This is a genomic window from Limnospira sp., from assembly GCF_051859755.1.
GTDB lineage: Bacteria > Cyanobacteriota > Cyanobacteriia > Cyanobacteriales > Microcoleaceae > Limnospira > Limnospira fusiformis.
Map to the genome: position 1 here is coordinate 1 of NZ_JBIMLI010000097.1, position 20,059 is coordinate 20,059.

Annotated in this window: 19 protein-coding genes; 10 read left to right on the plus strand and 9 right to left on the minus strand. The window is 45.8% G+C overall.

Annotated elements, in window-relative coordinates; genetic code table 11:
* Positions 1-128 precede the first annotated feature (128 nt).
* On the minus strand, positions 129-668 hold the full coding sequence (locus ACTIE0_RS16095; RefSeq protein WP_006670120.1) for a thioredoxin family protein: 540 nt from the start codon (positions 666-668) through the stop codon (positions 129-131).
* 315 nt (positions 669-983) lie between these two features.
* On the opposite strand from ACTIE0_RS16095, the gene ACTIE0_RS16100 reads away from it, so the two are divergent.
* On the plus strand, positions 984-1,172 hold the full coding sequence (locus tag ACTIE0_RS16100; RefSeq protein WP_315647032.1) for a hypothetical protein: 189 nt from the start codon (positions 984-986) through the stop codon (positions 1,170-1,172).
* 173 nt (positions 1,173-1,345) lie between these two features.
* On the opposite strand, the gene speB is transcribed toward ACTIE0_RS16100, so the two are convergent.
* Entirely contained in the window at positions 1,346-2,332 is a 987-nt protein-coding gene (gene speB, locus ACTIE0_RS16105; protein WP_006625213.1) for an agmatinase, read from the minus strand.
* Between the two features lie 99 nt (positions 2,333-2,431).
* On the opposite strand from speB, the gene ACTIE0_RS16110 reads away from it, so the two are divergent.
* From ACTIE0_RS16110 to ACTIE0_RS16120, 3 genes are all read left to right on the plus strand, one after another.
* Entirely contained in the window at positions 2,432-3,088 is a 657-nt protein-coding gene (locus ACTIE0_RS16110) for a CatB-related O-acetyltransferase (protein ID WP_006670121.1), read from the plus strand.
* Positions 3,089-3,155: 67 nt separating this feature from the next.
* Positions 3,156-4,586: a dihydrolipoyl dehydrogenase gene (lpdA, locus tag ACTIE0_RS16115; protein ID WP_035760166.1), complete on the plus strand. Its 1,431-nt coding sequence runs from the start codon at positions 3,156-3,158 to the stop codon at positions 4,584-4,586.
* Between the two features lie 86 nt (positions 4,587-4,672).
* Positions 4,673-5,656, plus strand: a complete 984-nt coding sequence (locus ACTIE0_RS16120; RefSeq protein WP_187758450.1) for an FkbM family methyltransferase — start codon at positions 4,673-4,675, stop codon at positions 5,654-5,656.
* Positions 5,657-5,717: 61 nt separating this feature from the next.
* Here the strand turns inward: ACTIE0_RS16120 and ACTIE0_RS16125 are convergent, their stop codons facing one another.
* Both ACTIE0_RS16125 and ACTIE0_RS16130 read right to left on the minus strand, forming a co-directional pair.
* Positions 5,718-6,239: a hypothetical protein gene (locus ACTIE0_RS16125; protein WP_006670122.1), complete on the minus strand. Its 522-nt coding sequence runs from the start codon at positions 6,237-6,239 to the stop codon at positions 5,718-5,720.
* Positions 6,240-6,280: 41 nt separating this feature from the next.
* Positions 6,281-7,375 carry an NAD(P)/FAD-dependent oxidoreductase gene (locus tag ACTIE0_RS16130; protein WP_006625218.1) on the minus strand — a complete coding sequence of 365 codons (1,095 nt, stop codon included), beginning with the start codon at positions 7,373-7,375 and terminating at the stop codon, positions 6,281-6,283.
* Positions 7,376-7,595: 220 nt separating this feature from the next.
* On the opposite strand from ACTIE0_RS16130, the gene ACTIE0_RS16135 reads away from it, so the two are divergent.
* Positions 7,596-8,441, plus strand: coding sequence for a YaaW family protein (locus ACTIE0_RS16135; RefSeq protein WP_006625219.1), 846 nt, complete (start codon positions 7,596-7,598; stop codon positions 8,439-8,441).
* Positions 8,442-8,450: 9 nt separating this feature from the next.
* Positions 8,451-9,749 carry an O-antigen ligase family protein gene (locus ACTIE0_RS16140; protein ID WP_006625220.1) on the plus strand — a complete coding sequence of 433 codons (1,299 nt, stop codon included), beginning with the start codon at positions 8,451-8,453 and terminating at the stop codon, positions 9,747-9,749.
* Here the strand turns inward: ACTIE0_RS16140 and ACTIE0_RS16145 are convergent.
* From ACTIE0_RS16145 to ACTIE0_RS16155, 3 genes are all read right to left on the minus strand, one after another.
* Entirely contained in the window at positions 9,739-10,164 is a 426-nt protein-coding gene (locus tag ACTIE0_RS16145) for a hypothetical protein (RefSeq protein WP_006625221.1), read from the minus strand. The genes ACTIE0_RS16140 and ACTIE0_RS16145 overlap by 11 nt on opposite strands.
* A 111-nt stretch (positions 10,165-10,275) precedes the next feature.
* Positions 10,276-11,889, minus strand: a complete 1,614-nt coding sequence (murJ, locus tag ACTIE0_RS16150) for a murein biosynthesis integral membrane protein MurJ (protein ID WP_006625222.1) — start codon at positions 11,887-11,889, stop codon at positions 10,276-10,278.
* A 63-nt stretch (positions 11,890-11,952) separates the two neighbouring features.
* Positions 11,953-12,324 carry a VOC family protein gene (locus tag ACTIE0_RS16155; RefSeq protein ID WP_006625223.1) on the minus strand — a complete coding sequence of 124 codons (372 nt, stop codon included), beginning with the start codon at positions 12,322-12,324 and terminating at the stop codon, positions 11,953-11,955.
* Between the two features lie 132 nt (positions 12,325-12,456).
* Between ACTIE0_RS16155 and tftA the strand changes: the two genes are divergently transcribed.
* Both tftA and ACTIE0_RS16165 read left to right on the plus strand, forming a co-directional pair.
* The gene (gene tftA / locus ACTIE0_RS16160) at positions 12,457-13,818 is read left to right on the plus strand and encodes a hormogonium tapered terminus morphoprotein TftA (RefSeq protein WP_006625224.1); all 1,362 of its coding nucleotides are present in this window, start codon (positions 12,457-12,459) and stop codon (positions 13,816-13,818) included.
* Between the two features lie 3 nt (positions 13,819-13,821).
* The gene (locus ACTIE0_RS16165; RefSeq protein ID WP_006670123.1) at positions 13,822-15,219 is read left to right on the plus strand and encodes a 2-succinylbenzoate--CoA ligase; all 1,398 of its coding nucleotides are present in this window, start codon (positions 13,822-13,824) and stop codon (positions 15,217-15,219) included.
* Between the two features lie 114 nt (positions 15,220-15,333).
* Here the strand turns inward: ACTIE0_RS16165 and ACTIE0_RS16170 are convergent, their stop codons facing one another.
* Positions 15,334-15,486, minus strand: coding sequence for a hypothetical protein (locus ACTIE0_RS16170; protein ID WP_006625226.1), 153 nt, complete (start codon positions 15,484-15,486; stop codon positions 15,334-15,336).
* 206 nt (positions 15,487-15,692) lie between these two features.
* Between ACTIE0_RS16170 and ACTIE0_RS16175 the strand changes: the two genes are divergently transcribed.
* Positions 15,693-16,451 carry an LmeA family phospholipid-binding protein gene (locus ACTIE0_RS16175; RefSeq protein WP_006625227.1) on the plus strand — a complete coding sequence of 253 codons (759 nt, stop codon included), beginning with the start codon at positions 15,693-15,695 and terminating at the stop codon, positions 16,449-16,451.
* An 80-nt stretch (positions 16,452-16,531) separates the two neighbouring features.
* On the opposite strand, the gene psb35 is transcribed toward ACTIE0_RS16175, so the two are convergent.
* Complete coding sequence (gene psb35 / locus ACTIE0_RS16180) at positions 16,532-16,699, minus strand: photosystem II assembly protein Psb35 (RefSeq protein ID WP_006625228.1); 168 nt, start codon at positions 16,697-16,699, stop codon at positions 16,532-16,534.
* A gap of 133 nt (positions 16,700-16,832) precedes the next feature.
* On the opposite strand from psb35, the gene ACTIE0_RS16185 reads away from it, so the two are divergent.
* Positions 16,833-19,742: a glycerol-3-phosphate acyltransferase gene (locus ACTIE0_RS16185; RefSeq protein ID WP_006670124.1), complete on the plus strand. Its 2,910-nt coding sequence runs from the start codon at positions 16,833-16,835 to the stop codon at positions 19,740-19,742.
* The last annotated feature ends 317 nt before the right edge of the window (positions 19,743-20,059 follow it).

The window sequence follows — 20,059 nt, forward strand, 5'->3', positions numbered from 1 at the left end:
ATCGCCTGGTTCCGACGATTACACTTGTGGACGGGGTGCTGCCGACAGTCCCGGACGAAGCCAGAAATAAACATCAAGATCCGGCTATGTCCGGTTTTGTTTAAGTTTTATAGAGCAGCAGGGAACCATCATCTTCGCCATTGAATCGGACTACCAATAGGGGGGGTAGTTTCCGGGGCGATCGCTTCTCTAGCCAATAATTGAGATACTGCATTTTTGAGATAGTTGATAGTTACCGCTTCCGGGGATTCTGGGTTATCGTCGAGACCCCCTCGGTAGCGCAAAATTCCCTGGTTATCCAGCACAAAGGCTTCCGGGGTAGTTTCCGTGCCAAAACAGTGAGCCACGTCCTGGGTCACATCCCGAATATATGGAAAATTCAGATCATGTTCTTGGGCAAAGATTTTCATCTGCTCAAAGCTGTCAGACGGCGATTGTAATGGGTCATTAGCATTAATCCCCACTATAGTCGCTCCCACCGTTTGCAAATAGGTTTGCAGTGCCTTCATTCTCCCCAAATAAGATTGAACGTAGGGGCAGGAATTTGACATAAAGATAACTATGACAACCTGAAACCTTTGCAGATAGCGGGCTAGGTGGTGAACTTCGTCATCCACCCCAGGTAATTCAAAGTCAGGAGCATAGCTGTTAATCAGAGTACCTTTCATAATCTTCCTCCGAGAAACCCCATCCCCTCGTGGGTGGGTCGGGACAGGAGTGGCAATTTAGCGAGGTTAAATACCCCCGAAATTGCCCATTCAATAGCCATAAGCGTAGCCATCCTTTTTGTATAGCTGTACAGTATTTGTGGCTGATGCCTTGCACCAGCCCCTCGCAGTGGTCACATTGAAGCTACCACTGGAGCGAATCCCCACAGAACCCAAATAGGTTCGGATCTTTTTACCTGCACCCGCCACTGTCTTGACCATATCACCAGTCTGAAAGCCTTGCACGAACTTGAATCCCGTGCCATTGAACTTGCTTTGGCTCCCACTGCTTGTCTTCCGCGTGCGTCACGTAAAACTCCTGGGAGGGTTGGAAGCTCCGTGATTTATCGCGGAGAGGAAAACCGACTCAAGCGGATGACCGCCGCCAGCACCCCCTTGCGGGGTGGAGGGGTATGGTTGCCCCTCCATGGAGCTATGGTTGGCTCCGACTCCCTTGCGGGGTAATGTTTGCGCTTGCGCTAACGCGCACGCTGCGCGAACGCTAATGTTCAGAGTCGGTACTTTCCAAATCGCACTGTCTTAACCCCTTAGAACTGTTTAACGATTTGGTTCATGAGCCTGGAACTAGCACGCATTCCAGGGTAGGAACTTTAACTCTTGCTCGCTCACGTAGCCAGTTAAGGCTTAAGCTGGTCAGCTACCTGAAAGCGGGGGGCACGAAGCCCCCGTGCTTCAGCCGGGGGTGCTGACTGAATCCAACCTTTGGCTAATGCCTGATACCCTACCAGTTTATAGACCAGTTTGGCGGCGGTAAATTCAGAAACTACCGAATCCACAACAGGTGCTAATTCCATTACATCACAGCCAATCACTTCCTGGGATATAAATAACTGTCGCAGAAAGGCAATTAAATCATACCAGGAAAGTCCTCCGGGTTCTGGTGTGCCTACTCCGGGTATGATGCTGGGGTCGATACCGTCTAGGTCTATGGTCAGAAATACTCGCTTTGTAGGTATACTGGCGATCGCTTTTTGTATCCAATCAGACCCCCTGGCAATTTCGCGACCCCAAATTACCTTCATTTCCTGATCCCGAATTAGATCGGCTTCCGCTTTACAGATACTACGAATCCCTATTTGTACGGTCGGTAAACCCATCTCCACCACTCTACGCATCACACAAGCATGATTGTAGATAGACCCTTCGTATTCGTGGCGTAGGTCACCGTGAGCATCGATTTGGACTACTGTAAATGGTTCCGTTGAGCTTTGGCGGTAGGCTTCCACTACTCCCGCCGTGATGCCATGTTCCCCCCCCAGCGCAATCACAAACTTACCTTGATCAGCTAGAGATTTTACCGTCTCTGTGGTCACGCGCAGCATTTCCTCCAGTGACACCGACTGGCTCTCGCGGGTATCGGCAATGGCTTCATGGGTGTAAATTCCGACGATTAAGCCGATTTCCGCTTCCAGTTCATCATCATAGCATTCCAGTTGTTGGGAGGCTTCTAAGATGGCTCCCGGCCCGTTTTCGCACCCTTTGCGATAAGTGGTGGTGGCTTCAAAGGGAATTGGTAAAATGGCTACTTTGTCGGTTTTCTGGTTCGGGACAATTTCCGAGCCTAAAAAGTCCACAACTGATTTGGCTGTAATGGTTGATTGCATATTTTGGGTTTACTTGAGATTTTTGGGGCTCTCGGTACTATATAAATAATTTTGCCACGAATTTTGAATGTTCCACTAAAAATTAACACCTCAACTATCATGACCACCAACGAAGAATGGGGACCCGACCCTAACCTAACCTATCCTTTACCTGGTTATCGGCGGTTGTGCTTTCTCAAGAATATTATCAAAAATCCCAATATTATTGTGGGAGATTACACCTACTATGATGATTTTGACCATCCCGAAAACTTTGAGAAAAATGTGCGCTATCACTTTGACTTTATCGGGGATAAATTAATGATTGGCAAATTTTGTGCGATCGCCAGTGATGTAGAATTTATTATGAATGGCGCTAACCATTGTTTAGATAATTTTACCACCTATCCTTTTGAAATCTTCGGTCATGGTTGGCAAAAAGTCCAGCCTGATTCCGAATACAGTCGAGGAGATACCATTATTGCAAATGATGTTTGGATAGGCTACAAAGCTACTATTATGCCCGGCATTAAAGTCGAAAATGGGGCAATAATAGCGGCTCATTCTGTAGTAACTAAGAATGTAGAACCCTATACGATTGTCGGTGGCAATCCCGCCAAAATCATTCGTAAACGCTTCCCGGATGAAGTAATAGAACAATTACAAAAATTGTCCTGGTGGGATTGGGAAGCCGCAAAAATTACCGCCCATCTTGAGGTTTTAGCGAGTGGAAATATAGACAAATTGCGAGAATTGTCCTCAGATGGTCTTGTCTGATGTACCCTTTCTGGTTAACAATGATTGTGAAAATGATTGTGAATATAATCGCACCAGGAGAGTGATTGTGAGCCAAGGTTTTGATTATGATTTGGTAATTATTGGCGCGGGTGTGGGAGGACATGGGGCGGCTATCCACGCCGTCAACTGCGGCTTAAAGACCGCAATTGTGGAAGCCGACCTAATGGGGGGAACCTGTGTTAACCGTGGCTGTATCCCCTCTAAAGCCTTATTAGCGGCTTCTGGAAGGGTGCGGGAACTTCGTAACGCCCACCATTTGCAGTCCCTGGGAATTCAGGTGGGGGCGGTTAATTTCGATCGCCAAACTATTGCTAACCACGCCGAAAATATTGTTACTAAACTGCGATCGGATTTAACTAATAGCCTTAAACGCCTGAAAGTCGATACATTTCATGGCTGGGGTAAGGTGGCTGGACCGCAAAAAGTGGCGATCGCTACTGGGGACGGTGAAAAAATTATCACCGCTAAGGATATCATTCTCGCCCCCGGTTCTGTCCCCTTTGTACCCCCAGGTATTGAAATTGACCATCAAACCGTTTTTACCAGTGATGATGCTTTGAAATTGTCATCACTACCACAATGGATTGCTATTGTGGGGAGTGGCTATATTGGTTTGGAATTTGCCGATATTTATACGGCTTTGGGCTGTGAAGTTACCATGATTGAAGCCCTCGATAATTTGATGCCTACTTTTGACCCCGATATTGCTAAATTGGCTGAACGAGTCCTTCTGTCATCCCGCGATGTCGAAACTTTCTCTGGTAAATTAGCCCTGAAAGTGACTCCCGGTTCTCCCGTGTTAATTGAACTGGCTGACGCGAAAACTAAACAGGTCGAACAGGTTTTGGAAGTTGATGCTTGTTTGGTGGCTACTGGTCGCATTCCTGTTAGTAAAAATATGGGATTGGAAACTGTCGGGGTGGAAACTCAAAGGGGATTTATTCCCGTTGACAATTATTTGGGGGCCCTCTCCGGGACGAAACGAGTACCACATCTATGGGCGATTGGTGATGTTACTGGTAAAATGATGTTAGCCCATGCTGCATCAGCCCAAGGAGTCGCAGTAGTGGAAACTATCTGTGGACGCGATCGCCAAGTCGATTATCTCAGTATTCCGGCTGCTGCTTTTACTCACCCAGAAATTAGTTATGTGGGTATGACTGAACCCGCCGCTAAAGAGTTGGGTAAATCTCAAGGCTTTGAGGTGGCTACTGTCAAAAGCTATTTTAAGGGTAATTCTAAGGCGATCGCTGAGGTCGATACTGAGGGAGTTGCTAAGGTTATTTACCGCCAAGATACCGGGGAACTCCTGGGAGTTCATATCTTTGGCCTCCATGCTTCCGATTTGATTCAAGAGGCTGCTAATGCGATCGCTCTCCGTCAATCTGTCAATACCTTAACCTTTTTAGTCCACACCCACCCGACTTTATCAGAAGTTCTTGATGAAGCCTACAAGCGGGCTGCTACTATTGGATAATCGATAATCCTGTAGGTTGCGTCAATTATGGCGCACCCTACACACCCGATTAGATGTTATTAAAGCGCGGATTTGAGATTACCAAAATGTCCTTTTTTATACCTACTTTCAAACAATGGGGTTATTTAGATTCTATTCATCTCACCCTCTGTATTGTCGGGTCGCGGAAAATAGATGAGTTTGCTGATTTGGATTATTCCCGCCAAGGTTGGGAAATCTTTGCCCCGAATTTGACTATTTATGGCTTTGATGCTGACCAAGAAGCCTGCGATCGCCGTAATGCTGAACTCGCTTCTCAAAATATTAATTGGACTGAAAAACATATCCCCCTCGCACTCTGGAATCACTGTCAAGGTGCTTGTTTATATGTTACTCAACATCCAGGTTGTTGTTCCCTATATCCCCCTAATGATGTCGTGATTGACCGATTATCAGAATATAGCGATCGCCATAAGTTAATCTCCACTACTCAGGTCGCTACCACTACATTGGATAATTTTTTTGCCAATTTAGCACATCCCATTGATTTTATACAATTGGATGTACAAGGGGGAGAATTGAATGTTTTACTCGGAGGTAAAAATCACATTATCCCTGATGTCCTCGCCGCCGTAGTGGAGGTGAATTTTATTGAATTATACAAGCATCAACCTCTGTTTGCAGATGTTGATCAATATCTGAGAAACTCCGAATTTACTTTGTTTGATATCGGTCAAAAATGGCATGGCTTGCGACAAGGAATTAGTCTCATGTCCCGACAACATCGCGGACAGTTTGTCTGGACTGATGGCTATTATTTCCGTGATTTAATTCGACCTGACCAAAATCATCATCTCAAAACCCCAGACCGGATTCTTAAATTAGCCTGCTTGGCTGATATGTTGAGTTTTTATGATTATGCTTTGGAACTTTTGGGCTATTTAACTAAGCGATATGGTGTTAGCGATCGCCGTTACAATTTTGCTGATTGTATTATTCAAGTTTTGGAAAACAATCCCGAAGCTGTCAAGCATGGAATTAATACTATTCCTTTTGTGAATGAACTCCGAAAATACACCTATCTTACCTGATAGTTGTGTCCGCCACAATTCCTAAATTTTACCCCCAAGGTGGGGGTTTTTAGGAGGCAGATCAGTTCATCAAATTAACCTGTAAAGACTGAGTTTCATGGTTTCTCAAATTCGGAAATTTATCGAGACAGACTTGATTAAAAAAGCCCGATGATCTTTCAATTTCAATTAAATCTCGTCCTTCCACATATCCCCCCAGACGCAAAATAAATTCCAGGCTGCAATTAACCCCTGATTCTGGTATATCTTGAGTAGCGATCGCTAACAGGATAATCTTTTGAGAGTTGAGATCCATTTGAAATCGGCGGATATGGGATTGATTCCAATTAGCGGTTGTAGGTTCAGTATTAAAGCCATTATAAGTAGCCACAAAACTGGTTAACTCTTGCTGTTCTAACATTCCATTATTGTTGGCATCATATCCGGTAAATTTTCCTTGCAGAATCCCCCCTTGAAACTCAGTCGAGAAGCTATAGGTTTGGGGTGAGTTAGCCTGGGCGCGAATTAATCCACCCATAGCCAATACTAAAGCAGTAGCCCACAATAAGTAATGTTTGAAGCCAAATAATTTGGGGTAACTCATTATATACTGTAACCAAACGGGACTAAATCGAGATAAGCACCCTAATCAGCAGCCAATAATTGCCAGATTTGTTCACCAGGCAATCGGCGTTTTTGTAACTGGGAATTAACCCAATCAGCCGCCGCCATTCCTGATTCTAACACACCATTAATAGATTTGGGGCTGCACCAATCTCCGGCCCCCACCAAAGGCAGGGGGGTTATAGTAGTTATACAGGGAGTCGATAAAGATTCTTGACAAAAAGCATAACGCCATCGGTGAACCTGCATCCATTCGGGGGAGTTTAACCAAGAAAATAAGCGATCGCTGGCAGTTTGTAGGAGAATCCTTCCGGGGGTTTCTAAGTCCGTGACATCAAGATATTGGCGGGCAAATTCCGGGGTACTATGGAAAACCAAAATAGGTGTTTTGGGGTTCTGGCGGCGGCTACTGTCCAAACTGACCCACTCCAGGCGATCGCCTTCGGGAAATTCTACCCCTTTCCAGAGGGGATTTCTGTTCTCTAATGCTGCCCATTTATCCTCACCATAACCCGCCATAACTGCCAGAGAGGGATTATAGTTAAGCGATCGTATTTGTGCCACCAGCGCCGCCGGAATTTGGGCTGCCGGAGATTCTAATAAAATTAACGCTTGGGGGGCTGGAATAGCTACAACTGCCGCTTTAGCCGCGATATTTTGGGGAGTTTCCGGGTAGTTATCAGCCGTTATTGCTAAATCCAAAAACCAGCAGCCATTATCCTGGGGAGTAATTGACTCTACCCGGCGACCAAACCAAATATCCAAATCAGCCGCTAAGAATTTACCCACCCCATTCATTCCCTGGGGACAAATATAAAGGCGCTGCATTGGTGAGGGGTGAAATTCTCCCGACCGAAACTGATAAATCGTATCAGTCCACAGTTGCAGATCCGACCCCATAGCCGTGATTAACTTTCCCACAGTCTCCCCAGTAGGTTGGAGATACCGTAAACCATGATCAACCCGATCTCCGCCTACCCGACGAGTAGCTGCGCGTCCCCCAACTCCCCGAGACTTCTCCACAACTACCACCGAATATCCACCCCGCCGCAATTGTTGGGCGCAAATTAACCCGGCAATCCCAGCACCAATCACAATTATATCAACTTGGGTCATAATCAAAATGGCAATAGTAGATACTTTTCCGAAATCTGGTGAATGAGGTTAGCCAGGGGACTCCATGCCTAGGGAACACCATTACTTTGATGTCAATCATATTGATTGACTCTATGGCTACCGTCAAGAGTTCCCTACACTCCTGTTTAACTTTTGATAGCCGGGCAGAGAGTAAAATATATAATTATGGTATCATCTGGGGCTGAGGAGGGCATCGATTTTGGATGAACTGAGAACAGCATTAGAATTGGCAACAGAAGATGAGTTAGAGCAGTTGACTGAACTTCTATTTAGCCGTCGGTTTAACCCGTTGGATTATGTTAACACACCCCAACCTATTGACGTACAGAGTCGCGATCGCGATGCGTGGTTGGATTCTTTGGAACAACGTTTCCGTTATTTGGCTGCCGACGGAATGACTGTCTTGAGGGGAAAAACCCAACAAGTCACCTATCGTCAAACCTTGATCCAGGTTTGTCGGTATCTCAAGATTCCCTATTCCAGACAACTGTCTACTACTGATTTGGAGGCGGAAATTTTTCTTTCCCTCTTGGGTCGCGCTTGGGACCGTCTCCCCGTATCTGAACAGCAAGACCTGACCCGTCGTGTACAAGAGGCCTTAGCTAAATCTAAACCTATGCAGCCTTTGCCGATGTCTGTACAGAAAGACCCTTTAGGGTTGCTGTTTAAAGCCGGAAGCGCTGTAGCTATTAGTTCTGTAGTCAGACCTGTTATTCTAGGGCATATTGCCCATCAGTTTGCTTTGCATTTTGCTAAATATCAAGTCGCGCGCCAAACCTTAATTCAAGGGGGGACAGTGGCTGCTACCCAAATTCAGGGACATCTCGCGGCCCAGGCTGCTAATCGGGGTATGGCTTTGACCGCCGCCCGTTATGGCGCTACCCGCAGTATTTTGGGGTTTTTGGGTCCCGTGTTGTGGACTTGGTTTTTAGCCGACCTCGGTTGGCGCGCCATTGCTACTAATTATGCGAGGATTATTCCGACTATTTTTGCATTGGCGCAAATTCGGTTAACTCGTGGCGACTATAGTTGGCAAATGGTGTAATGGTTTGATATGACCTGGAAGTGGTTCCCAACTCACAGCGATCGCTCTTTACAAACTGCCTGGAATTGCATACAGTTGGGAGTGTTAGCCTTGCCCCTATTGCCTAATTTAGGGGCTATTGCCATCTTTGTAGCCGTCATTACTACCCTTAAACACAGATATCAACAGATACTTAATCTACCTAAAATCCGAGGCTTATTAGGATTAGCTGGACTGTTACTGTTAACCGTTATTTTTGCCGAAAATCCAGTTGAGGCAATTTTGGGCACTGCTAATTTTATCCCCTATTTTATCGTCTTTGCTGCTGTAGCAATCCTCCTTGAGAATTTTGCACAACTTCGATGGCTGTCTTGGTTATTGATTTTACCCGGAATTCCTATTGTGATTTTGGGTTGGGGACAGCAATTTCTGGGTTGGTCCGGTATCGAACTATTACAAAGTGTTTTAGGCTGGGTATTAGCACCAGGAGGAAACCCACAAGGGCGGATGGCTTCTGTGTTCATGTATGCGAATATTTTGGCTGCTTATTTAGTCATTGTTTTCGCCTTTTCTTTGGGTTTGCTAGTCGCAGAATTAGGGTTAATAACTGATGTAAATTATGAAAAACACGGGATTTTAACTAATGTTAATCCTCGATTTTTGCTGGTAACTGCTGCTACTACAACTCTACTTTCCGGGTTGGGTTTAATTGTCACTAACTCCCGTAATGCTTGGATTGTGGGGGTTTGTGTTAGTTTAGCATACGCCATATATTTGGGTTGGAATTGGTTGTTAGGGTTGGTCGGTGTAGTTGTGGCTGCGGTGTTGGGGGCTGCTTTTGCACCTTCTCCTCTTCGGGATAGTTTACGGGTAATTATTCCAGGCTATTTTTGGCAAAGATTAACCGATGAAAATTTCGATCGCCCCCTAGAAACTCTCAGGATAACTCAGTGGCGATTTACTTGGGAAATGACCCGACAACGACCAATTACTGGCTGGGGTTTGCGAAATTTTACCCCCGTTTATGAAGCCCAAATGAATGTTTGGATGGGACACCCCCACAGTCTACCATTAATGATGATGGCGGAAGTCGGTATTCCGATAACTATAGCTTTTTGGGCTGGGGTGGGATGGGTATTAGTAGATGGGGTAAAATTGATGGGGCGACCCTATTTAACTAAAGGCGATCGCCTAGTTTTATTTAGTTATATCGTAGCATTTGGGGCCTGTGTTTTATTTAACTTAGCCGATGTCACCATATTTGATTTTCGGGTGAATCTGTTAGGATGGTTACTGTTGGCGGGTATTTATGGGGTAACTAAGAATTAGTCTCCCGGGTTTTCTCTTCTGGGGAAGTCACAATTTCTTGAATTTGGTCTAAAGTTTTAACTACCAGTCGTTTCGCTTGTAGTTTCCATCCTAATTGCTGAATCGAAAAAGCCGCATAAAACCCCACCGCTGTAGCGATAAAATCCAGAGGCTGTGACCAGGAAATTCCGAACAATAGACCTAAGCCACCAATTCCCCAAAATGGCAAAGCTACCATTTGCCGATTTTCTTCCACTAATTTCGCCAAAAAATTATTAGGTATTTCCGCCATAATTTCTTCGCGGATTTTATGCTGTTGGGGATAGGGAACTGCAAAGCTAAATTTACGGCGCAGTTTCTCCATTTTGCGGGCTTCTGTACTATACTCCGTTAATTCATCTTCTGCCATTAAAATCAGTTGTTCTTTTTGACTCATGGTGCTTTGGTTGTTAAAATTTATGACCTGTCACCACCATAAACCCTACCGGATATTTTGGCAAGCGGGAAATCTGATCACCCGGAAAAAAAGCCCTAGCATTCAAACCTCCTATTTTTGGAAGCGTTTTTTAACTCGGGAAATCAGTAAATCCACTTCCGGTAATTTCATCTGTAACGCCCAGAAAGCAAACAACCCCAAACCAATAAATCCTGGAATAGACAGTTCCAATAATATGGCAAAAAATCCTCGGCTACCTAACCACTCCTCCAAACCGAGACGAATTACCCAGGCCACTAAGCCAACGACTATACTACCAGCAGCCAAGCCGAGAAATGGCCGACTCCACTCTTTCCAGGGTAAACCACCTAGGCGGATATGTAATAACCATAACATCATCACCATAGAGATTAAGTTAACTCCCACGGTAGCCAAAACTAAACCGGGCGCACCGAAAGCATTAACCAAAATGTAGTCTAATAGTGCATTCAGGAAAATGTTAAAGAGACTAACCCGAAAGGGAGTCTGTCCGTCTCCGAGACCGTAGAAGACTCTGACTAAAACATCTCGCCCCAGGTAGACAAACATTCCGCTACCATAGGCCATTAACATTAAAGCCACAAATTTGGAGGCGGCTAGGTCAAAGGCGTAGCGTTCATATACCACCCGCACAGAAGGCAATGCTAAGGCTACCATTAATGCACTCAGGGGTAACATGGTAATCGCCGTTAGGGTTAAAGCCTGACGGATACGGTCTTTTAATTCTGGCCAGTCGCTGGGGTCTCGCAAGCGGGAAAACAGGGGCAGGAATGGCACTAAAATCATGTTGGAAATGATGCCGAGGGGCGTTTGTACCATTAACCCGGAATAAGCCATGGCGGCGGCGGCTTGGGGTATGTAGGAGGCGAAAAATAGGTCGGTATAGACGTTAATTTGTAGCGTCCCTGATGACAGGGTGGCGGGAATCATTACTTTCATTACGTCTCGGACTCCGGGCTGTTGGAAGTTGAAGCGCAGCCGCAGTTTACCGAGTCCCGATCGCCACATGGCGGGAAGTTGTACTATCCACTGTAGGATAGCCCCAGATAGGGTTCCTCCGGCTAATACTAGCCCTCCTAACAGGGCGTATTGCGGTTGGGTGATACTTTCGCCCAAATATAGGGCGAGGGCGATTAAACTGCCAATCAGGGCGAGGCTGGAAAATAGGGGACTAATGGAGGGTAGCCAATACATATCGGCGGCGTTGAGGCTACCGAAGCCAATACCTATTAACCCAGATAAAAGGGCCATCGGAGCCATGATTTTGAGTTGCTGAATGGCGATCGCCCTAATTTCTATGCCTTCCGGGGTCTGGCTTAGTCCTGGGGCGACTAGATCAATCATAGGGGTGGCAAAAATGATTAATCCCACCGTCACAAATAGCAAGACAGTCCCCACTAGGGTGGTGATCGTTTCTACTAGGGGTTCGATTTCTTCCCGTTTACGTTTGGCCAACGCGCTGACGATCGCACTATGGAAGGGGCCGTTAATGCCACCTAATAAAATCAGCAGGAAGCCAGGAATTACATAGGCGTAGTTGTAAGCATCGATGGCTGGCCCTACTCCAAAGGCTGCAGCCATCGCCTGTTGTCTGACTAAGCCAAAGATTTTACTAATCAGAGTGGCGATCGCGACAATGGTGGCAATTCCCACCAGGGACCGGGTGACTTGTGGTGATTCTGACACAGAGTTTTAGGAAAGTAGGAATATATGGGACAGGGTTAATTAATAACTGTTAATTGTCAACTGTCAAGTTTTGGATTCGTATACAATAATCCGGTTTCCGCAAGGATCATAAGCGTAAATTTCCCGACCGTGGGAGGCGATGATAATTTCGCCCGGTGGTGGGTAGCCTAAATCGCGAAAATTCTTGATCGCTTTTTCTAGGTCACTTACCTGCAAGCATAAACTCATTGCGCCCTTAGGGGAACTAAATTCTTGGCGATCGCCGCTTCTGGGTTCAAATATCCCTAATCGTAAACCCGGTAATTGAAATTCCGCATACACTCCCTCAATATAGATCTGGGGTGGCATCCCCAATAAATCACTATAAAATTGGCTGAGTTGGGCCAGATTAGGGGTCGAGATGGTGACAACAGCCGCGTGACAGTGTAAAACCATATTTGGGAACTTAAAAAGGGGGGGCTTGACTACACTTGATCATCATAGTTACTTTTGGGATCAGGCGATCGGCATAATCTAGTCTTAAATATCATTGATTACTTTCATCGAGATCACTTAATTAATTGAACAATGGCGCGAATTTTTATATCTGCTGGTCATGGAGGTTTTGAGAATGGGGTTAGAGACCCTGGTATTGTAGCCGGGGGAACTACTGAAGCTCAAGAAATGATCCGAATTCGAGATATATTATTATCAGAATTGCGTTCTCGTGGGGTTCAGGCTTTGGCGGTCCCTGATGATCTATCTCAGGTCCAAACTATTGACTGGATTAATACTTATTCCCATCGTGGTGATGTGGCTATTGAATTGCACATGGGAGGCTCTCCTAATCCTTCTAATCGAGGGGTTACTGTATTTCATATAGCATATAATTCTCAACGCAAAAAAGATGCCGAGTTGATTCTCTGGTCCTTATTGCGGCGGGTTCCTCAGTTTCCCAGCCGTGGCGCTAAACCGGACACGGAAACTGGACTCGGACATCTAATTTTTTGCCGTTGGATTGCTATTCCTTCCTTATATATAGAAATCGGTTATTTGACTAATCCTAATGACCGGAATATTTTACAAAGCCGCCGCGCAGATATCGCTACCGGTCTGGCTGATGGTCTGGTGGCTTGGGTGAAAAGTGAACATATTAATCCCACCCCTCCTTTACCCCCAGGAAATCGGGTTTATGGTTCAATTGGGATTAGAATTAACGGTCAGGTTTATGGGGAAAGGGGACTTTTGGTTAATGGTAACTCTTATATACCTATCGATTTGGTAGACCGCCTAGGAATTGACTTAACCCAATTGGCTAGGGTGATTCGGATTCGATATAATAATATTGTTTATATTAAGGCGATCGACTTGCGGAATTTTGGTATTGCTGTCAGTTGGGATAATCCTAATCGGACGGTGGTTTTAAGGTCGATTTCTCGACTCTATAACGACCAAATCGATCGCATTATGGGGGGAGGATATACCACGGAAGTACAAATGATTGTATTTCTGAAGTCAGAAAATCCTGATGCGCCTAATCAGTTTCCCGAAATTGCTAAATTATATCGCCGTGAAGCTATGGTCGAAGGGGTTAATTATGATGTGGCTTTTTGTCAGATGTGTTTGGAGACGGATTTCCTCAAATTTGGCGGAATTGTCAAACCTTCAGACTATAATTTTGCGGGTTTGGGAACTGTTGGGGGTTCCTCGGAAATTGCTGCATTTGCTACTACTGAAGAAGGGGTGAGGGCGCATATTCAACATCTGAAAGCCTACGCTACCCATGAACCTATTGTTCAGGAAATTGTAGACCCTCGTTTTGATTATATCACTAGGGGGGTCGCTCCCTCTGTGTTTTCTTTGGGAGGAAGATGGTCTGATGACCCTCAATATGGCGATCGCATTGTGGCTTTAGTCCGAAGACTTTATGAAATGTCTGGCTTGCTGTAATCTATGGATTATCAAATATCTCCTAAATCACAGAATTTTAATATCCCTAACCCTCACAATTTTTTAATTGCTGAAAACGGCGATTTATTTCTAGATATTGTGCAGCAAACTCTGGGCGAATTGATTAATTATCATCAAGAATATGGGAAAACAGCGACTATTTTAATGGCGGAACCTGATCCGGTCATATTTTTAGCCACCTTTTGGGCGGGTATTATGGCTAACTGTTCCCTGATTTTAGCTAATCCCAATTGGAGTATTGGGGAATGGGAACAGGTGTTTAATCGCATAGGTCAAACGGATTTACAATTTGGGAAGATTCCCAAGATTGCCAATATTGATCATGTCAATAATCCCGTAAATATGAGGCGATCGCCTTTTCCTGATGGGTCGATATTAATTCCCACAGGTGGTACATCAGGAACCATAAAATTTGCCGTTCACACCTGGGAAACCCTCACCGCTTCCGCCATAGGATTTCAACAGTATTTTGACCAATCCCAGATAAATAGTTTCTGTATTTTACCCCTATTTCATGTGAGTGGGTTAATGCAATTTGTGCGATCGCTAATTACTGGGGGACAGTTGGTAATTTGGTCTGGCAAAAATTTAGAAAACCGTGACTATCCCCAACTAGATATTTCCGATTTTTTTATTTCCCTAGTTCCCACCCAACTACACCGCCTTTTACACCATCCCCAAACCGCTAATTGGTTATCCAAATTTACCACCGTTTTATTGGGGGGAAGTCCCCCTTGGTTAGAGTTACTCAACCAAGCCAGACGACACCAAATTAGACTTTCTCCCACCTATGGAATGACCGAAACAGCTTCCGGGGTTGTCACCCTAAAACCTGATGATTTTTTAGCCGGAAACAATAGCAGCGGTCGCGTCCTTCCCCATGCTAAGGTCATGATTGTAGATCCACAGGGTCAACCGGTAAAATCTCCCGAAATTGGATTGATTAAAATTCAGGCTAATTCTCTCAGTTGGGGTCATGACACACAGATAAATCAACCTAGACTCAGCCAGTTGATTACTGATGATTTGGGATATTTTGATGAATGTGGATATTTAACCCTGGTGGGAAGACAGGGAGATCAAATTATTACTGGGGGTGAAAATGTTTTTCCGGTGGAAGTAGAAGCCGCTATTTTAGCCACGGGAATGGTGGCTGATGTTTGTGTGGTGGGAATTGGCGATCGCCACTGGGGAGAAGTGGTCACGGCGGTTTATGTTCCCCATGACCCTCCGGTATCTATTCAAATATTAGCCAATTCTTTAGGCGATCGCCTCAGTCGTTATAAACATCCCAAAAACTGGATAGCAGTTGATACATTACCCCGCAATGACCGAGGTAAAATTAACCGCCAATTGGTCATTCAACAAATCCAAAACTGATTTGATTTGGGATGATCAATTATTCCGATTGATTACTTGACAAAATAGACCAAGCCTGGTATAATCCCGCCGAGGAAAACGCCGGAGTATGGGGGTCGAGGGAAAATCGCCGCCTTAACGAGGCGGGTTTCTGTCTGGTTGGCGGGACTGTTTCCCTAAGTTATCAATCCATTCCAGTAAACGGCGCGATAGTTGCCAGTTGCGGTTTAAAATTTCATCGGAAGCCACAATAGCCCCCAGTAGTAGCGCCACTGATAATATATCCATAATCCCTGATACTTGCTAGATTTTACAGTTTGAGTGCTACTGGAGCATCAGGATAGACTGTACAGTGTGATTTTGTCAAACCCAAAACTGAAAAACCCTGTCTTATGTGGGATATAAGGGTTATCTATGGAGACGATCGCGACAAAGTATTTAACATATCTTAAGATTCCGTTATAATAGCGGGCGATAGCAAGCGAGCAAAGGGAATGGTACAGGCTTTGTTTGGAAGCAGTCCGATTCAGACCCCAAGTGGCGATCGCCTGGTCAGTAAAGTTGTCGGGGCAGCGATCGCCTCATTATTCAAACGTTCTGATCACATAGAAGCTAACGTCCGTGCCGAACCCGTGGCCAAGCTGTTACAGGGAAGCGTAGATGGATTTGACTTCATTGGCAAAGGAATGCTGATGTACAATGGTCTGCGGATCGCAGTGATGGAACTCTACCTAGAAGCAGTGGCGATCGACTTTAGCGCCATTTTTTCGGGTCAAGTCCAACTGCGACAACCGACAATGGCAGTGATGCGAGTAGTTTTGACCCAAGAGGATCTGACAGAATCCTTTAATACCCCCTTCATTGTAGAGAAGTTACAACGTCTCCAGTATCAGGGCGAACCCCTAAAGTTTCAGAAAACCCAAATGCAGGTCAACCCAGATAATACCCTGGGGTTTCAGTCTCAGATCAGGATTGGCGACTCTCGGAGTTTAACCTGTGTAGATTTTTGCGCCCAGGTCGAAGTACAAAAACGTCGGCATATCCAATTTGTCAACGTCCAATATAACGGGGACCAAGAGGCTGTCAACCTAGGTAAAGCCATGATTGATCACGTCAACAATTTACTTGATCTCGATAAGTTTGCCCTAGAAGGTACACAACTACGGGTTGATCGGATGCGGATTCAGAATGAGTCCCTAATTTTCTACGGTTCAGCGCAAATCAACCAATTTCCCAAGGGAAAAAGGGGTTAATCGTGGGTTGATGGTCACTAACCCCAGCCTAGGGCCTATTGTCTAAGCCCTAGGCAGTCAACTACCACCGGATAGGTGGGTTAGGATTTAGGATCATCCTTACCAACTTTAGGGATAAAATCGGGGCGATCCTTACCTTCCCAACCGGGGGGTCGTTTAGAATTGTACCAAGCGATCGAGCCAATACTCACAGCAGCAATAAAACCCACAACCAACACAGCTACCGGAATCCAAAGGGTATTTTCCATGATAGATATTTCCTTTCACTTCACCAATGTATTAACGATTATCCTACCTGATAGAGCAGGCTAGGAGTTTTTCACTTCCATTTGGGGTTACACTGCAATACATACATTGCGCGCTGTAGAGGAAAAATTCCCAATGCCACCTTGGGTTTTTGGATTATTGATGATGGTCGGTAGCTTTGTGTTAGGGGGACTTCCCCTAACCAGTTGGATTGTCAAAGGGTTAACTCGCATTGACTTAGCCAAGCAGGGTAGCGGTAACGTCGGGGTTGCGGCAGCTTTTACCCAAGCCGGGAGGGTCGCGGGCATTTTCGCGGCTGTAGCTGAAGCGCTCCGAGGTATTATCCCAGTAATTGTCGCCCGATCGCTATTTCCTAGTGAATGGGAACCCTTAGCCCTAATTTCCCTAGTTTTCCTGGTAGTCGGTCGATATCTGATCGCCAAAGGCGGCGGTGTCACTAATGCCACTTGGGGGGTTTTAGTTTATTCTCCCCCAGTGGCTATCTCCGCAGGGATTAGCGGTCTATTACTGTGGCGGTTAGCCCTGACTATTTGGCCGAGTCAACCTACCCGCGCCCGACTGCGGGCTATGCGTTTCGCCTGTTTAAGTAGTCCCCTCTGGTTGTCTGCTTGGCATAGTCTCCCGGATCATCGTGATTTATCATTAGCAGAACTCCTAGCAGCGATCGCTTTAGCTTTGGTGTTGATTATAATTAACCTGCGCCAAGGTGATGATTTTGGCTTGTTTATGAAACAGCAATTATTATCCTTAAATGACCCCCTAGATCTTGATAGCTGTGGTGAAAAAGCCACCCGGCTTAGTCAACTAAAACAAGCCGGGTTTAAAGTTCCTTCCGGCTGGGTTTTACCAACTATGGGCAATCAGGAAATTGCCCGAGATAGCCAATCTCAACATCAAGACGAAATCGACTATTTTCAACTGCCAACACCAACTTATCATTATCCGTTAATTGTGCGTTCTTCCGCCTTGGGAGAAGATGGAGATAGCAGTTCCGCCGCCGGACAATATACCACCGTTGGTCTGATTACATCTGAGGCACAATTGCGGTCAGCGATCGCCCGTTGTAGAGACTCTTACTGGAGTGCGGAAGCCAAAGCCTATCGCCACCAAAGAAATTTATATGACACCGGAATTGCCGTTTTAATTCAACCCTATATTAGCGCCCAGATATCTGGGGTCATGTTTACCCGGAATCCCTTAGATGGAGGTTCCCAGGTGGTCATAGAAGCCTTAGCCGGGGAAGGAGATGTCGTAGTTTCTGGGCAAAATACCCCCGTACATTTAGAAATAGACACCGCCACAGAAACGGCTACTTATGAGAGTTTAAATAAACTGGGAGATGATGGTTTATTATCGCGATCGCTACTAGGGGATTTAGTAGCAGAAGCACAGGCGATCGAAGCCTTTTATCATGGTTTACCCCAAGATATAGAATGGGTTTGGGATGGCGAACAGATTTGGATATTGCAAACTCGACCCATTACCAACCTGCGACCTATTTGGACTCGGAAAATTGCCGCCGAGGTAATTCCGGGGGTAATTCCTCCCCTCACTTGGTCAATTAATCGGCCTTTGACCTGTGGAGTATGGGGGGAAATTTTTAGCCTGGTTTTAGGGAAAAAAGCCAGTCAACTAGACTTTCAAGAAACCGCGACCCTCTTGGGTTCCCACGCCTATTTTAATGCCACCCTGTTGGGGGAAATTTTTAGGATGATGGGATTACCAGAACAGGGTTTAGAGTTTCTGTTGCGGGGGGAAAATATGGGTAAACCACCCCTAAAAACTATGTTGGCTTCTGTACCAGGTTTATGGTTATTGGTACAGAGAGAGTTGGCGCTAGTCCATGAATTTGAACGCGATCGCGACAAGATTTTCGATCCGGGTTTACAACGATTAGAAGCTGATAGTTATTATGAAACTCGCCTACCAAGTTCCCTATCTTTACCACAGTTGATCCAACGGGTTGACCGGATTCAAGAAATCCTGAAATTAGCAACTTATTACAATATTTTGGGACCCATTGGCTTGGCAATTCGGCGATCGCTTTTTCAAGTCCCAGAGGAATGGCTACCCGTGGCTAATTCCCCCGAAGTCGCTTCCATGCGAGAGTTGCAGAAAATTGCCGATCACCTCCCGGAAGGGGAAAATTTACAGGTATTAGCAGACCAGTTTTCTCAAAATCCTGAGTTGCAACAACAGTTTAAACAATGGTTGCGCGAGTATGGATATTTAAGTGAAGTGGGAACCGATATTTCCGTCGCGACTTGGTGGGAACAACCCCAGACATTTCGGCAGATGTTATTCACTATGGCGGAAAATCCCGCCAGCGGCACTAATCGCAATGTAGGCGGATTTAGTGTCTGGCAAAAATGGCGGCTCAATCGGTGTTATAAACGAGCTGTAATTAAGGGTGAAATTGCCGAGGTTTATGGTAAATTATTGGCTCATTTGCGCTGGACTTTTTTGGCAATTGAAGCCGTCGCCTTAGAGTCGGAAATTCTCACGCAACCGGGGGATATTTTCTTTTTGAAATTATCCGAAATTCGCAGTTGGATAGAGTCGGGAATTGATCCGCAATGGCGGGAAGTGGTCAAACGGCGGCGACAACAGTATGAATGCGATCGCGATCGCACCGTCCCTCCCGTAGTTTATGGGAATTTGCTACCCGAACCTAAACCAGAACCCCTCGAAGGCGCTTTACAGGGAATTCCCGCCAGTGTCGGCTCCGTGGAAGGCTATGTACAGGTTTGTCGGAATTTGGCGGAAGGCTTGGAAAATGGCATCGAAAAGCCCATTGTGGTAGTCCCCTATACTGATGCGGGTTGGGCTCCTTTACTCATGGGGGCGGCGGCGATTATTTCTGAGGTGGGGGGTCAGTTATCCCATGGGGCGATCGTCGCCCGCGAATATGGCATTCCGGCGGTGATGAATGTCTCCCAAGCCATGTCCCGCCTCAAGACCGGTCAACGGGTCCGGGTAGACGGCTACCGGGGAACGATCGAGATTTTGGACAATTCCAATTAATAATTAATAATTAATAATTAATAATTAATAATTATCACCCTCGTAGGGTGCGTCACAGGGATAACCTATCGGGTCAACAGCCAATTTTATGGTTCTGACGCACCACATTAATTATCGGGGGTGGGGCGGGTTTCTAAGGAAGTAGGGTGCGTCACAGGGATAACCTATCGGGTCAACAGCCAATTTTATGGTTCTGACGCACCACATTAATTATCGGGGGTGGGGCGGGTTTCTAAGGAAGTAGGGTGCGTCACAGGGATAACCTATCGGGTCAACAGCCAATTTTATGGTTCTGACGCACCACATTAATTATCGGG

Excerpts from the sequence above, each read along its gene's own strand:
- ACTIE0_RS16095 (WP_006670120.1), bottom strand. The coding sequence starts at position 668 with ATGAAAGGTACTCTGATTAACAGCTATGCTCCTGACTTTGAATTACCT.
- speB (WP_006625213.1), bottom strand. The coding sequence starts at position 2,332 with ATGCAATCAACCATTACAGCCAAATCAGTTGTGGACTTTTTAGGCTCG.
- ACTIE0_RS16110 (WP_006670121.1), top strand. The coding sequence starts at position 2,432 with ATGACCACCAACGAAGAATGGGGACCCGACCCTAACCTAACCTATCCT.
- ACTIE0_RS16120 (WP_187758450.1), top strand. The coding sequence starts at position 4,673 with ATGTCCTTTTTTATACCTACTTTCAAACAATGGGGTTATTTAGATTCT.
- ACTIE0_RS16125 (WP_006670122.1), bottom strand. The coding sequence starts at position 6,239 with ATGAGTTACCCCAAATTATTTGGCTTCAAACATTACTTATTGTGGGCT.
- ACTIE0_RS16130 (WP_006625218.1), bottom strand. The coding sequence starts at position 7,375 with ATGACCCAAGTTGATATAATTGTGATTGGTGCTGGGATTGCCGGGTTA.
- ACTIE0_RS16140 (WP_006625220.1), top strand. The coding sequence starts at position 8,451 with ATGACCTGGAAGTGGTTCCCAACTCACAGCGATCGCTCTTTACAAACT.
- ACTIE0_RS16145 (WP_006625221.1), bottom strand. The coding sequence starts at position 10,164 with ATGAGTCAAAAAGAACAACTGATTTTAATGGCAGAAGATGAATTAACG.
- ACTIE0_RS16155 (WP_006625223.1), bottom strand. The coding sequence starts at position 12,324 with ATGGTTTTACACTGTCACGCGGCTGTTGTCACCATCTCGACCCCTAAT.
- tftA (WP_006625224.1), top strand. The coding sequence starts at position 12,457 with ATGGCGCGAATTTTTATATCTGCTGGTCATGGAGGTTTTGAGAATGGG.
- ACTIE0_RS16165 (WP_006670123.1), top strand. The coding sequence starts at position 13,822 with ATGGATTATCAAATATCTCCTAAATCACAGAATTTTAATATCCCTAAC.
- ACTIE0_RS16170 (WP_006625226.1), bottom strand. The coding sequence starts at position 15,486 with ATGGATATATTATCAGTGGCGCTACTACTGGGGGCTATTGTGGCTTCC.
- ACTIE0_RS16175 (WP_006625227.1), top strand. The coding sequence starts at position 15,693 with ATGGTACAGGCTTTGTTTGGAAGCAGTCCGATTCAGACCCCAAGTGGC.
- psb35 (WP_006625228.1), bottom strand. The coding sequence starts at position 16,699 with ATGGAAAATACCCTTTGGATTCCGGTAGCTGTGTTGGTTGTGGGTTTT.
- ACTIE0_RS16185 (WP_006670124.1), top strand. The coding sequence starts at position 16,833 with ATGCCACCTTGGGTTTTTGGATTATTGATGATGGTCGGTAGCTTTGTG.